Source organism: Arthrobacter pigmenti, from assembly GCF_011927905.1.
GTDB lineage: Bacteria > Actinomycetota > Actinomycetes > Actinomycetales > Micrococcaceae > Arthrobacter_D > Arthrobacter_D pigmenti.
On the sequence record NZ_JAATJL010000001.1, the window covers coordinates 1,212,044 to 1,225,867 of the forward strand.

Sequence of the window (13,824 nt, forward strand, 5' to 3'; positions counted from 1 at the left end):
TATGATTCGCTCTAGCGATCCACTCGATGTTTGCAAGCGACGCTGCAGCCTTGCCTTCTATTCGACGATGATCCTGTGCTTGAACTCGGGGAACCAAAGTCGGCAGTCGCAGTTCTCGACGATGAGGATATACCGCGGCATCTCAGGCGAGTTCCTGAATGTCACCGGTCGTCCATGCATCGTGATGGCTCGATCTGAGGATCGGTGGGTCGGATCAGCGTAGGTGAGATGTTGAGCAACACTGGTGGGTGATTCGTCTCGTTGTTGGTGTCACGACCGAGGAGCCGCCACACGAGGTTCTCATGTCTAGTGAGTCATTTGATGTAAATTCCCATCGCTGCTCCGTTACATTCCGTAAAACGACTCGGTCTGGCGTGCGCGTTATGGGCGAAATCGTCGTACTGGCGGCGGCCCGAATGACGTCACGCGTCTAGTCAGCTGATACGACTGAGTCCAGTTGTAGAACGCTTTCCCAAACTGCGAGATCGTCCAGATAGTGGCTCCCGCCATGCGCTCCAATTCAAGCAGCCTGAACGAGTGCAGTTCAGAGAGCGCCACTTCCTGACCGTCGTAGATCTTCTCAAGCCTGTGCCCCTTAGCCGACGTCCGAGGGATCAATATGTAAACGGCATTGAGTCGCATGCTTCCATCCATGGAGTCAGTTCGGTTTTCCATGGTAATGCGCTTAGTAAGAACTAAAGCGACTTATGCGTGCCAATCAAAATGGCAATTTGAAATCTGTTGCCATGGCTCGATTGACTGCAGTACGTCGAAGCAAATCATAACAACAGCCGGTTGACCTGCGAAAATGTGATGGTGGCATGCAGGCCATCAAGGTACGTCAAAAAATTATGGCGTCTATATGGAATGGCCATGTTGATTCTGTCGCAACTGCCCGCTAGTCTCAGGAGAGACGAGAGGCGGAAAATGAGCAAGATCAGCGATATTCTCAAGAAGGCACATGCGGCCGTGCGGGAATCTGGCGTGCCAGACCCTTTGCATGAGGTTGCTTTTCGAGAGGCGGTGCGGCTGATAGCCCCGTCATCCGGCACGGGCCGACGGTCCACTACCGGGACCGAAGGTGTGCCTTCCAGTATCGGCGCGGCTGGGCCTGCAGAGGCGAGGGGGAGCGCCTTCGACGTGTCGGAGGATGCGATGTACGACCGCGTCGTGGCACAAACTGACGTGAATCGAGACAAATTGCAGTTGCTGGTGCATCTCGACGAGGAAGGGCCGCGGATCGATATCGCCGGGCTCAAGCTGGGCAGGAACAACGCTGACCGCACCCGCGCTGTTGCTCAGATCCTCACGATCGTTCGAGGTTTCGGCCTGGATGAAGATGCGACCGAGTTAGAGGTCATTCGCTCGGAGTGCGTGCGACTCAAGGTGTACGACTCGGCCAACTTCTCGGCGCAAGTGCAGAAACTCACCGGCTTCGTGTTGAGCGGCACCGGCACATCGCGCAGGATCCGAGCACGAGGCCCAGGTATTCAGGCCTTCCCAGGGCTCGTAGACAACCTGGTTAACAACTAAAACGCAAGACCCCGCTAGAAGAGCGGCTGCTGTACCGGGGACTGACGTTGTCCTGGCAGACTACCCAGACTGTAACCGAGGCTCGGGAAAGTAACAATCCGAGCCTCGGTGATACAGGGCCGCATTTCCTCGGGGAAACCAACCCGATAGGAAACGAGGCACCACATGTCCAGCAACGAGTACCACGAGCCGTCCGAGGATTCGACCTTCGCTGAGGTGTCGGTGAACGGCCCCGGCATCGACATCACCCAGTCGGTCGACGAGCGCACCATGCGCGGCATCATCGCTGTGCTGTTCGGTGGAAACGCGCCGACCCAGCTCCCTGGGCTTGGAAGCGGCGGCGGTTCGGGATCTCGCGACGAGTCCGGCCAGTACGACGATCTAACTCTCAGCGAGTTCATCATCGAAATGGGCGCTAAGACATTCCCGCACAAGATCTGTGCCGCCAGCTACTACCTGACGACGATCAAGGGCGCGGGATCTTTCACGAGCGCGGAGGTCAGGTCTGCTCTGGCCGACGCGCATGAGGACATGCCGAGAAACTTCTCCCGCGACTTCGGCAACGCGGCATCAGAGAACTACGTCGCTCGAAAGGAGGGCGGCGAGGCAGGTCAGTTCATCGTCCCGCGCACAGGTCGCACGGCGGTGGAGTCGAAGTTCACCGAGCTGCCCAAACGACGTGCTCGCAGGAGCACCAAAAAGGCCTCTGCCTCCAACGGCGGCGGCGAGTGACCGACGAATCCATCGGCGTTCGCGTACAGCGGATGCCGGTGGCCGACCAGACCCTCGTGCTGGCCTCCGTGGCATCTGCGCGCTCGAAGGATGGCGTCTTTACGGGCCGCGCAGTCACGGACCTCTTCTTCAACACGTCTCTGCCAGCGCCCGAAAAGGTTGCCAACGTCTTCTCCACCCTGAAGAAGACCGGTCGGGTGACTTCCGCGAAGGAGCGCGGCAACTGGAACCTCACCCCTCTGGGGCGTCAGCGAGTGGCAGAACTCATCGGCAACGATGCTGCTGCTTTGATCGCGGAGTCCCTTCCTGGTGGTGCCGATCTCGGTCACCTGCGGCACCCGCTCATCCCGTCTTCGCTGGCTCCGCCCCAACTCGTCAGTGCCGTGGCCAACTTCACCAAGGGCTCACCCTCAGCCGGGCACGTGTTCGGGATGACCCGGTTCCCGGACGATCAGAAGGAGCCCCACGGCCCCGACCCTGTCGCCGAGGCGCTGGAAATCACGGATGGTGTGCTCGACGGGCATGGCCTGCGCTTCTTGCTCGCGTCGCAGCGGGCTCTTGTAGACGACCTCTGGGGAAACGTCCAGGCGCACATGTGGTCAAGCAATTACGGCATCGCGTTCTTCGAGGACCGCCGAGGTCGAGGAATGAACTACAACTTGGTCATCGAAGTCGGAGCGATGCTCATGGCCGGTCGGCGGTGTCTCCTGCTGAAGGATTCCTCGATCAAAATGATGCCCACCGACCTCGTAGGCCACATCTACAAGCCCGTCGACCTGGACGCTCCTGCCACCATTGCGGGTGCAGTGCACGAATGGGCAAGGGAGGACCTCGCACTCGGCAAGTGCTCGGACTGTTGAACGAATAATTTCGAACGAAGCCCTTCTTAGACACCCCTGGGCGCCACCCGACACGACGGTGCTGTGGCACGCGGACGCTCGCGTCGAAGAGCGCCGCATCCGGGAGATAGCGCGTCCCAAGCGTCACCGGGCCGCTGAGCGAGTGCATGCATGCATGCTGGAGATTCGGGAGCCGGCCGCCAGCATCGCATTGACGAGCAGATGGAGAAGTCCAGCCCGCGGCTCGTCGGCGACACCCGTCCGCTCGACCAGCTCACCCACCTACTGGCTCAACAGGATCAGCGACGTAAGCTCGTGCCGGCCGCTGCGCACACCGTGATGCGCATCGGGCCTGCGTCTACGTGGGCGGATCGACGCACCCGTCCATGTCAGCTAGCCATCCTGGGATGACACGCCCCGCTGGGAGCTCACACTCTCCTTTGCAACTTTGGCGGGCGAGCTGCGCCCCGCCCGTTTCAGGCGGGGAAGATGCATCCTTGGCGACGGCTTGACGTGTTGCCGTGTGTCATGAGCCCCATCGTCTACCCACCGAAATCAACCCGTAACAACCCGAGGGGATCGGGTACGCTCAGACCGAGCGATTCGCCCGGTTCCCCATACACGCAAGGGAATTCGCGAGTTCCCGAGATAATCCTGAAGCTTCAGATCTATCTGAACTTTCAAGGGGGGCGCAGGTTTAAATCTTGTCATCCTGACAGTAGATGGCCGCGCGAGCATTGGGAAGTAGCCCGATGCGGCGCGGTTTTCCCAGTGCCGATTACCCGAATCCGGGGTGCGCTCACGTGGTAATCGCTTGTTCGATTTCCTTCGACGAGAGACGGCGCTCTCCAACGTAGTACAGCACCGAACCCGCTGGAAGTTCGGTCTCCCAACCGGGGTTGATGACCAATCCTTCGTGCTGAACAGCCAGCACCGTGGTGGTGAAAGTTCGACCCATGGCTTCCTGGACGTCTCCGAAACGGATATTCGAGGGTGATTCCGGCAACCGCGTGCTGTAGGTGTTCCGTCCGCCGTGGCTCATGAGGTCTGCATAGACAATCGCAATGCCCGGGTCCTGCAACTCTTCGGTGGCTAAACGGGGGGAGTGCCACTGGACGCAGCGGACGTCGTCGTCGACGTAGGAGAAGTTGCGGGCACGGCTCATATCGCGGAGGGTCACGACGGTGTGCGCGTTTTGGTTCACGTGGGTCACCGCCACGGTGAGCGCCAAGGCTTCATTGTCGTCCCGGGCATCAATGAGTACTCGTGCGGCGCGGTGCACACCTGCGCGTCGCAACACGCTTTCCTCCGACAAGTCACCGCGGACGAAGCCCAGATCCGGCTGCTCGGGCATCGGATCATCCTGCACGTCCTCCCACACGCACAGCGCAACCGGATGCGATCCATCGGCAGTTATTTCCCGGACCAGGCGTTCGGTACGTCCGGCGGTATAACCGACGATCACCAAGTGGTCCGAGAGATCCAGATCCAGCTGACCCTTCATGCGTTGTCCTTTCGCATTGTCGATCGCCGCGGCGATCCTGGTGAAGAGGGTCGTCAATGTGACGATGCCTCCGATGATGACGTAGACGCCGACAAGGTGCCCACCCACGGTGGTTGGAAAGAAGTCGCCGTACCCGACCGTCGACGCCGTGACCAGGAACCACCACCAATAGTTCTCGACCGCCGTGATGGTGTTGGAGGAGGGCTCTGCCCAGATCATCAATGGCCAACTCGTGAAAAAGACTGTGACGATGATGAGCGCGGGCAATCCCCAGGTATGGGCGCGACCAAGTCGGCGGATCAGGCGGGACAGTACAAACGGCACCGTGGATCGTCCTTCCTTGTGGTCGGGCACACCGTTTGACCCTACGCTGAATCCCGCGGCCGGGTCACCTGAATTCCGCTTGAGGGGCCTCGACATGAGAAATTTGGAATATGGATAACGCTCAGCCCCGGCCGGCTCGTCCTCAGCACGTCTTCGAAGTGGTACGGCGTGCTTGGGTGACCCCGCATCTTGCGCGTATTACATTGGGCGGCGCCGGATTCGACACCTTCGAACCCAAAGAGGCGACTGATAGCTACGTGAAGCTGCTATTTGCCACGCCCGAGCTCGCTCTCGAACCTCCCTACGATCTCGCGGCCCTTCGCGCACAACTTCCGCCTGAGGATGTACCGGTCACCCGCACCTACACCGTGAGGCGAATCAACCGTACTGAACGCACTCTGGACATCGACTTCGTTGTTCATGGTGATGAGGGTCTTGCCGGTCCGTGGGCTGCGCGGGTTCAGCCGGGAGAGCGCATCGCGCTAATGGGGCCCGGGGGTGCCTACTCACCGGATACGACGGCGGATTGGCATCTGTTTGCCGGCGATGAATCAGCGCTCCCTGCGATCGCGGCCGCGCTGGAGGCGTTGCCCGCGGAAGCTGTCGGGGTCGCGTTCCTCGAGGCTGGTGGCCGCGACGACGTCGTCGATCTCTCGAAGCCGTCCGGCGTAGATGTGGTGTGGGTTGAGCGAGGATTGCGGGACGATTCGACGAAGGCTCTGCTCGCATCCGCGGTTAATTCGTATGAGTGGCCGGCCGGGCGGGTGCAGGTCTTTGCGCATGGCGAGCGGGAGTCGATGAAGGCGTTGCGTGATGTCTTCCTGAAGGAGCGCGGGCTCGGAAAGGGCCAGCTGTCGCTCTCAGGCTACTGGGCCGCAGGCCGGACGGAGGATCGTTTCCAGGCAGAGAAGCGTGAGCCGATCGGCGTCATCCTGCCGGGCTGACGGCGCGTCGTCGTACCAGTCCTGAGCTGGGTGGACGATGGTGCGGAGTATGTTGGACGCATGGCATCCGAGGCAACAGTTCTATCCGTAGATGGGCCGAACGGCACCCGCGAGGTACGCATTTCCAGTCCGAGCAGGGTCATGTGGCCGGAGTTGGGGCTGACGAAGCTCGATCTCGCCAAGTATCTGGCCGACGTCGGGGACGCATTCATCGCGGCCAATGGTGACAGGCCGCTCGCCTTGCAACGCTTCGGCGACAGCATCGACGGGGAGCAGTTCTTCTCGAAGAACCCTCCGAAAGGTGCCCCTGACTACATCCGCTCGGTCAAAGTGGTTTATCCGAGCGCGCGCTCGCACCCGCAGCTGGTTATCGATGAGCCGGCCGCCGCTGTATGGGCAGCGCAGATGAATACCGTTGTTTTCCATCCGTGGCCGTCGCGCGCCGAGAATTCAGACAACCCGGACCAGCTGCGGATCGACTTGGACCCGCAGCCGGGAACAGATTTCGACGACGCCGTCCCCGCCGCCATCGAGCTACGGAAAGTCTTGGCGGAGGTGGGCCTCAACGCATTCCTCAAGACCTCCGGCAACCGGGGGATTCATGTGTATGCGCCGATCGAGCCGGTCAAGGAGTTCCTTGATGTCCGGCATGCCGTCATCGCTGCGGCGCGTGAGCTGGAACGGCGCATGCCAGACAAGGTCACCACATCGTGGTGGAAGGAAGAACGCGGCGAGAAAGTCTTCGTGGACTTCAACCAGGCGAATCGCGATCGGACTATCGCCGGTGCCTACAGTCCACGGGCACTGGCTCATGCTCCGGTCTCGTGTCCAATAACGTGGGATGAGTTGGAGAAAGTGAACCCGAGCGATTTCACGATTCTGACCGTTCCGGACCGGCTGAAGTCGGTCGGCGACCCATGGGCCACATTCCACGAGGAGCCAGGGACGATCGATACTCTGCTCGAGTGGTGGCAGCGTGACCTTGATTCCGGCTTGGGGGAACTGCCCTTCCCGCCCGACTACCCGAAGATGCCGGGCGAGCCGCCCCGAGTTCAACCGAGCCGGGCGAAGAAGGACAAGTAACGACTACTGGCAGCCCCAGGGTGATGCTGAAGCTGCGCCGCTATCGGACGAACCTTCTCGACTGGGCAGCTGAGCGCTCAGTCGTTGCTGATGGGAATCGGTCCGTAATCGACAGTCGTCCAAGTGCCATTCACAAAGGTGGCGCGAAATAGGTTGGCTTCTTCATCAACGTGTTCTGGGAGCTCATTGATGAGTTCTCCGGCTTCGTTGTAGACGTCGACTGGAGCCTGCTTGATGGACACGTATGCGTCGACCGAACCATGAATGTTCACTCGGAATTTGGTGTAGTAACCGTCGAGGCTCACTTCTCCGCCAGTCATCCATCCACCCTCGGCATATACCTCGGTGATCGACTCTTGGATGTTCTGGCAGGTTCTGCATCCAGGATTTGTTACCGCCCACAGAGGCTGCAAATCATCGGTCGCATAGGCGTAGTTCAGCAACTCGAACCACCACTCAGTGAACGCTTTCAGTCCTTCAATCGAGTTCTCATCCGCCAGTAAGGGCTTTTCAGGCACAGCAATATTTACGGCCGGCCGGGCTTCAGACACAGGAGACGGCGTAGATGAAGGAGCAGTCGACGGTGACACCGATGCAGAGGCCGTAGCGGACGCCGACTTAGAAGGAGTCTGGGCGGCACCCTGATCACCGTCTTGACACCCCGCAAGTACGAGAACAGAAAGAGAGGCACCCACAAGAGCGCCAATCACACGAGACTGAAGCATGTTTCTCAATTTCCTAAAGACGTAGGCACCCACCTTCACACCGGGTGTTCCGTTGAGCGAGAGGGCAAGCTGAACGGAGCCTGCACAGTTCCGAGTAATTTCGTATCTTCAACCGAACTGGGGACAACTAAGGGTTACTGGCAGCCCCAGGCTGAGGGATCTTCTTCGCAGGTTCCGTCTACGAGGCGGTTGTCGGAACGCCAGATGCTGATCAGGTGTGGCTCCGAGTTAACGGTTGCTTGTCCTGCGATGGGGATCCATGGTCCACCGTTGACGGAGTAGTCGCCGTTGAATCGTGTCGTGAGGACGAGGTTGTAGTCCCCGGTTTCCTCGTAGACGTGGCTGGTTGGTGTTTCGACCATGAGCCAGTCCTCTTCTGGGACCGAGTTCCCTGCCGTCATGGTGGATCTGGTGGTGCCGTCGCCGTAGTTCCAGTCGTACTCGACCGGCCATGCGCGGATTCGGACCTCGTCTCCGAGCGTCTCGAAGGTGAATTCCTGCTCTTCGACGTTCGCCCAGACATTGTTGTGTCCGCCGAGCAAGCCGAAGTTATTGGGCTCGGAGACGACTTCGGCCGCAATGATCGGCTGGCTCTGGAAATCCTCGAGCGTTATCACGACTGGAGGGTCTACGGGCTCTCCGCCGTTCGGCGGTTCCGGTGCAGGCGAGCCTGGGTACATGCAGGACCGGTCTCCCGTCACAGACTCACTCGGTGGGGAAGTGCTGGAGTCCACAGATAACCACATCACGAGAATGCCGTTCTCCTCCGCGTTACACGCGGCGTTGATCCGCTGACAGACCTCACGATCGAGATTGTTTGCCGCCCCTTGAAGACAGACCCGCTCGTACCTGTAGGAGATTGTAGAGTTGATGGCCGGTATGTCGGCTTGCGGGACGCCAGTATCTCCGCTCGCACCTCCTCCCGTCCTCGTCTCCTTCTTGACCTTCGATATCGCCTCATCCGAGTTATCATTCCAGCCAACGCTCGGAGATGGTTCTTCCACCGCAGTTGCAGGCGCGGACATGAATGCCAATAAGAGAACGGCTACCGTGGTTGTCTGCCCAATTTTTCGGAGAGCTGTCGAAGTGATCATTCGGAGGATCCGGTGTTCACACTGCCCACGTCTAGAAGGAGCCAACGGCCGTCCTCGAATAGAGTGATCGCCTCGTTGATCTGTGGTTCCGAAAAACCTGCCGTTTCATTTATCAGCTCGCCAGCGGAGTCAAAATAACGAGCATCCGATTGAGTGATTGTGATGAAGGAGGAAAGAGATCCTTCACTGTTTAGTTGGAACGCAGTGTCAAACGAACGTAGTCCGATCTCACCGCCGACCAGCCAGCCACCGTCTTTGTAAACACCCTGAATCGAATCCTTGAAGTTCTGGCAAGTTTTACAACCTTCATCGGTTACTGACCACAGCGGCTCCATGTCGCCAGTAGCGTAGGCGTGGTTCAACAGCTCGAACCACCACCCCGTGAACGCTTCAAGCCCCTCGATCGAGTTCTCATCCGCCAGCGCAGGCTTCTCGGGCACCGGAATGTTCACTGCAGGCCCGGCCTCGGACGCGGGAGACGGCGTGGGCGAAGCAGGAGCAGAAGGCGACTCGGATGAAGAAGCAGAGGCGGAAGCGGACGCCGAATCAGAAGAAGAAGTGGCATCAGGAACACCACCCTGACACCCCGCAAGTACAAGAACAGAAAGTGCCGCACCCGCAAAAGTGCTGACCACGCGAGACTGAATCATGAATTCCCCGACCATTGGATTACCTTGACCGCAACCCATCCTAGCCAACCAGGGACCGCCGATTCAGTTATCCACAGGAGAAGTCAGGCGAGGACCTTACTGAGGTCGTACGCGGCAGGTATCTCCAGCTGCTCGAACGTACAGGAGCGCGCTTCCCGGTCCGGCCGCCACCGTTCAAATTGGGCGGTATGCCGGAACCGGTCGCCCTCCATCTGGTCGTACCGGACTTCCACCACCCGCCGTGGATGCAGCCGTACGTATGACACGTCCTTGGCAGAAGCGAATCGGCTGCGGTCCGTTTCACCGCGCACAATCTCACCGGAATCGTCCCGCATGACATCCGGTTCCAGCTCATCGACCAACTCGAGCCGCCGCTTGTCCGAGAACGCGGAAGCGCCGCCCACGTTGCGCAACTCGCCGCCGTCGTCGTACAGGCCAAGCAACAGCGAACCGACACCCTGGCCGCTCTTATGCACCCGGTAGCCGACCACCACAGCGTCAGCACTCCGATGATGCTTCACCTTGAGCATGCGCCGCTTATTCGGCTCGTACGCCGCAGCCAGCGGTTTGGCTACAACACCGTCCAACCCGGCTCCCTCGAACTCGACGAGCCAGCGGCGGGCAAGTTCGACGTCGTCCGTCACCTGCGACAGATGGACGGGCGCCGCGAAAGACTCCCCGATGCCCTCCAACGCTTTCCGCCGCTGGGCGAAGGGCACCTCCAACAGGTTGTTGTCGTCGATTCCCAACAGATCAAAGGCAATGAACGACGACGGCGTCTGCTCCGCCAGCAGGCGCACGCGGCTCTCCGCGGGGTGAATCCGCTGGGAGAGTGCCTCCCAGTCGAGCCGCTCCGCCCCCGGCTCACCTCGCCGGACCACTATCTCGCCGTCGACTACGCACCGCTCAGGCAGGATCGCAAGGAGGGCTTCCACCAGCTCGGGGAAGTACCGCGTGAGGGTCTTCGATCCGCGGCTTCCGATCTCGCACTTACCGTCAGCGATGTGGACGATCGCTCGGAAGCCATCCCACTTCGGTTCGTAACTGAGCCCGCCTGGAACGCTGCTAGGCTCCGGAACTGCGTCCATTGCCTTGGCGAGCATGGGCTGAATCGGGAAAGGCACGTCAGTCATGCTTTGATCCTGTCCTATCGCCGCTGAATTCGCTATGCAGGCACGCGCGCTACGAAGATCAACTCCAACGACGATGGCGTGACGGGGGAGCGGTCCCAGTCGCCGTAGGTTCTTCCAACCTCGAATCCGGCCGACTTCAGCGCGCCGCGAACCGTCTCATGCGCTGGGAAACGCAGCGTGCTGGGTGTGATGATCTCCTCGCCGCTATCGAGGAACCGGTGCGTCATCTCGAAGGTGACATGCTCTCCGTCCACCTGCAGCGTCGAAGCAGTCCACTCGACCTCGCCGATGCCCTCTACCAGTGCCCGTCGGCGCGAGAGCTGCGGCGTCCACCGCTCCCATGCACGGGCGAGCGGATTACGGGTCTCGAAAGCCAGCCGGCCGCCGGGGCGCAGGTGATCGAATGCCCGTCTCAGGAACGCGTGCATGGAGTCATCGTCGAGGAAGACCTGGAAGGCGTGCCCGGTCATGGTGATGAGATCGAACCGCTCAGCGAGGTCCATCTCGCGTGCATCGGCGCAGACCCACTGGACCTGACCCCGCGTATCGTCCCGCCGTGCCGCTTCGAGCATGGGCGCCGCCGGATCGAGGCCCACCACACAGTGCCCGGCTTCGGCCATCGCCAGCGCGAGTGCGCCCGTGCCGCAGCCGGCGTCGAGGACATCGAGTGGTCCGGCACCGGTCAGCTCCACGTAGAAGCGCACGTCTTCGCGTTCGCCGTTGATCGGGTCGTAAAGGGCGACCAGGCGTTCGTCGATGTAGTGCTCATCAAGCTCGGTGTTATGCCGAGTGCCGTCCATCCATTCACCGTACGGGATCCGCGGCGGTGGGCAGCGACGCACGGCACGGGGCATGTGCCTATACTCGTTCGTAAGGCCCCCGATCGTAAGAGAAGGGGCCACTCTTTAAGTCCCAATCACAGCCCGGCGCCCCATGAAAGGCCGATCATGAGCAACGTTCCCGAAGACCTTTACTACACCGCTGAACACGAGTGGGTGACGGCGCCCGACAACAACGGAGTTGTACGTGTTGGCATCACCGACTTCGCGCAGGACGCGCTCGGCGACGTGGTGTACGTCCAGATGCCCGAGGGCGGCTCGAAGGTGTCCGCCTCTGACGTCGTCGGCGAGGTGGAATCGACCAAGAGCGTCAGCGACATCTACGCCCCCGTGGCCGGGGAGGTTGTCAACCGCAATGAAGCGCTCGACGGCGATCCCGCGCTCATCAACTCGGATCCCTACGGTGATGGCTGGCTGATGGAGATCAAGGTCGAGGACGGCTCGGTCGTGGAAGAACTTCTCAGTTCTTCCGAATACGCTCAGCAGGTAGGCTAGACTCACCGGCTTAGGCAATAGAAAAGTGGCCAGCCGGGGAACCGGTTGGCCACGCATTTTGGGGAAGGAAATTTCAATGGTTGGCGAGAACAATGCAGCCGCTAAGGACGCTTCGGGATCGCACGTGCCGTCACCGGAAACCACTACCATCGGGCTGCCTCCACAAACTGCTTCTACAGCCGTGGAACCGCGGCTGACCGGCGAAGAGCTTGCCGCTGTTGCTGCACTGCCTGCGGGATCAGCCCTGCTGATCGCCCACACAGGCCCGAACGCCGGCGCACGCTTCCTGCTGGATGAGGACGTCACCACAGCCGGACGCCACCCCAATGCAGACATCTTTTTGGACGACGTAACGGTGTCCCGTAAGCACGCCGAGTTCCGGCGCGGTCCCGAGGGCTTCCGGGTGGAGGACGCCCGGAGCCTGAATGGCACCTACGTGAACAACGATCGCGTGGACAATGTTGTCCTGCGCAACGGCCATGAAGTGCAGATCGGCAAGTTCCGGCTCACTTTTTACGCCGCAGGTAGCTTCTCGCAGCCGCAGGGCCAGGCCTAGGGGAGTACATGCCCTCCTCCCAGCCGTCCCGGCGACCCGTAGGCATCGCTCCAGAGCGTGTCAGCGGGAATGTCCTGAACATTGGGGAAGTCCTCACCGAACTGGCTGGGGACTTTCCCCAGATCAGCGCATCCAAGATCCGCTTTCTCGAGGAGAAAGGGCTCATCACCCCGCAGCGGACCAGGGCGGGTTACCGCAAGTACACGCCGGTCGACGTCGAACGGTTGCGTTTCGTCCTTGCCCTGCAGCGCGACCAGTACCTGCCGTTGAAGGTGATCAAGGATTACGTTGATGCCATTGACCGCGGAGAGCGTCCGGAGAGCCTCCCCGGCGGCCTCAGCCTTGCACCCCGCATGGTTTCGGACCAGCTCGCGCGTGAACTCGAATCGCATGCCCGGCGCCTCACCCGCGAAACGCTAACCGCCGAGGCCGGAGCCCGCCCCGAACTGATCCGCGATCTGATCTCGTTCGGGCTCATCGCCGAAGTCGACGGCCGTTTCGATGAGCACGCACTCAAGATCACCCGCGCATGCGTCCAGCTGGAAGCGCACGGCATCGAACCCCGTCACCTTCGTCCCTTCCGTGCTGCCGCAGACCGCGAACTCGGCCTGGTGGAGCGGGTGGTTGCTCCCGTAGCCTCCCGCCGCGACGTTGCCTCCAAGGCACGCGCCGCTGAAACGGCCCGCGAGATCAGCGAATTGTGCCTCAACCTCCATAGCGCCCTCGTCCAGGGACAGATTGCACGGATGGAAAATTAGGAGGCGGACATGCTCGAAGTGGAAGTGGTCGGCGTGCGAATCGAATTGCCGTCCAACCAACCGCTGGTCCTCCTGAAAGAGTCAGCCGGCACCCGTCACATTCCAATCTGGATCGGCGCGCCCGAAGCAAGTGCGATCGCTTTCGTGCAGCAGGGGATCGTACCGCCCCGCCCCATGACCCACGACCTCCTGGTCAGCGTCATCTCCGCCCTCAAGCACAGCGTCACGGAGGTCCGTCTGGTGCGCGTGGAGGACACCGTTTTTCACGCTGAAGTGGTGTTCGACGACGGCACCACCGTGAACTCCCGTGCCTCCGATGCCATCGCCGTAGCCCTGCGGGTGCCCTGCCCCATCTACTGCGCGCCCCAGGTCATGGAAGACACAGGGGTTGAGATTACGGAAGCGGAGGACGGCGACGGCGAATCCACCTCCGAAGAGGGCCAGGCCAACGCTGAGCGCGAGTTGAAGCAGTTCCGCGAGTTCCTGGCAGACGTCGAACCGGAAGATTTTGAACGGTGAGCAGGGCGACACGCTCACATTGTTATGAGCGGCATCTTTGACCTCGGGTTCCCGGGGATCTAACGTCGAAGCAGACAGTTCCCATTGCACTCACCG

At 60.8% G+C, this 13,824-nt stretch carries 16 protein-coding genes; 10 read left to right on the top strand and 6 right to left on the bottom strand.

Features of this window, described 5'->3' with window-relative positions; translation table 11 throughout:
* The first annotated feature begins 927 nt into the window (after positions 1-927).
* From BJ994_RS05610 to BJ994_RS05625, 4 genes are all read left to right on the top strand, one after another.
* Positions 928-1,533, top strand: coding sequence for a hypothetical protein (locus BJ994_RS05610; RefSeq protein ID WP_167992337.1), 606 nt, complete (start codon positions 928-930; stop codon positions 1,531-1,533).
* Between the two features lie 165 nt (positions 1,534-1,698).
* Complete coding sequence (locus BJ994_RS05615; RefSeq protein ID WP_167992339.1) at positions 1,699-2,265, top strand: hypothetical protein; 567 nt, start codon at positions 1,699-1,701, stop codon at positions 2,263-2,265.
* Positions 2,262-3,125, top strand: coding sequence for a hypothetical protein (locus BJ994_RS05620; RefSeq protein ID WP_167992342.1), 864 nt, complete (start codon positions 2,262-2,264; stop codon positions 3,123-3,125). The genes BJ994_RS05615 and BJ994_RS05620 overlap by 4 nt, the downstream gene beginning before the upstream one ends.
* Positions 3,126-3,275: 150 nt before the next feature.
* Complete coding sequence (locus BJ994_RS05625; protein WP_167992344.1) at positions 3,276-3,515, top strand: hypothetical protein; 240 nt, start codon at positions 3,276-3,278, stop codon at positions 3,513-3,515.
* A 388-nt stretch (positions 3,516-3,903) separates the two neighbouring features.
* On the opposite strand, the gene BJ994_RS05630 is transcribed toward BJ994_RS05625, so the two are convergent.
* Complete coding sequence (locus tag BJ994_RS05630; protein WP_167995876.1) at positions 3,904-4,932, bottom strand: ion channel; 1,029 nt, start codon at positions 4,930-4,932, stop codon at positions 3,904-3,906.
* Between the two features lie 110 nt (positions 4,933-5,042).
* On the opposite strand from BJ994_RS05630, the gene BJ994_RS05635 reads away from it, so the two are divergent.
* Positions 5,043-5,876: a siderophore-interacting protein gene (locus tag BJ994_RS05635; RefSeq protein WP_167992346.1), complete on the top strand. Its 834-nt coding sequence runs from the start codon at positions 5,043-5,045 to the stop codon at positions 5,874-5,876.
* A gap of 60 nt (positions 5,877-5,936) precedes the next feature.
* Complete coding sequence (ligD, locus tag BJ994_RS05640; protein WP_167992349.1) at positions 5,937-6,959, top strand: non-homologous end-joining DNA ligase; 1,023 nt, start codon at positions 5,937-5,939, stop codon at positions 6,957-6,959.
* A gap of 77 nt (positions 6,960-7,036) precedes the next feature.
* On the opposite strand, the gene BJ994_RS05645 is transcribed toward ligD, so the two are convergent.
* From BJ994_RS05645 to BJ994_RS05665, 5 genes are all read right to left on the bottom strand, one after another.
* Positions 7,037-7,684: a DUF6318 family protein gene (locus BJ994_RS05645; protein WP_245192257.1), complete on the bottom strand. Its 648-nt coding sequence runs from the start codon at positions 7,682-7,684 to the stop codon at positions 7,037-7,039.
* A 134-nt stretch (positions 7,685-7,818) separates the two neighbouring features.
* Entirely contained in the window at positions 7,819-8,301 is a 483-nt protein-coding gene (locus BJ994_RS05650) for a PKD domain-containing protein (protein ID WP_167992356.1), read from the bottom strand.
* Positions 8,302-8,774: 473 nt separating this feature from the next.
* On the bottom strand, positions 8,775-9,443 hold the full coding sequence (locus BJ994_RS05655) for a DUF6318 family protein (protein WP_167992359.1): 669 nt from the start codon (positions 9,441-9,443) through the stop codon (positions 8,775-8,777).
* 68 nt (positions 9,444-9,511) lie between these two features.
* Positions 9,512-10,561, bottom strand: a complete 1,050-nt coding sequence (locus tag BJ994_RS05660) for an ATP-dependent DNA ligase (protein ID WP_167992361.1) — start codon at positions 10,559-10,561, stop codon at positions 9,512-9,514.
* 32 nt (positions 10,562-10,593) lie between these two features.
* A complete protein-coding gene (locus BJ994_RS05665; RefSeq protein WP_167992363.1) occupies positions 10,594-11,361 on the bottom strand; it encodes a class I SAM-dependent methyltransferase in 768 nt (255 codons plus the stop codon).
* A 147-nt stretch (positions 11,362-11,508) separates the two neighbouring features.
* Here BJ994_RS05665 and gcvH point away from each other — a divergent pair, with 147 nt between their 5' ends.
* The 4 genes from gcvH (at position 11,509) to BJ994_RS05685 (ending at position 13,728) form a co-directional block, all read left to right on the top strand.
* Positions 11,509-11,895 carry a glycine cleavage system protein GcvH gene (gene gcvH / locus BJ994_RS05670; RefSeq protein WP_167992365.1) on the top strand — a complete coding sequence of 129 codons (387 nt, stop codon included), beginning with the start codon at positions 11,509-11,511 and terminating at the stop codon, positions 11,893-11,895.
* 76 nt (positions 11,896-11,971) lie between these two features.
* Entirely contained in the window at positions 11,972-12,451 is a 480-nt protein-coding gene (locus BJ994_RS05675; RefSeq protein WP_167992368.1) for an FHA domain-containing protein, read from the top strand.
* Positions 12,452-12,459: 8 nt separating this feature from the next.
* Positions 12,460-13,209 (top strand): transcriptional regulator FtsR, encoded by a 750-nt coding sequence (ftsR, locus tag BJ994_RS05680; protein WP_167992371.1) that lies wholly within the window; start codon positions 12,460-12,462, stop codon positions 13,207-13,209.
* Between the two features lie 9 nt (positions 13,210-13,218).
* On the top strand, positions 13,219-13,728 hold the full coding sequence (locus tag BJ994_RS05685) for a bifunctional nuclease family protein (protein ID WP_167992373.1): 510 nt from the start codon (positions 13,219-13,221) through the stop codon (positions 13,726-13,728).
* The last annotated feature ends 96 nt before the right edge of the window (positions 13,729-13,824 follow it).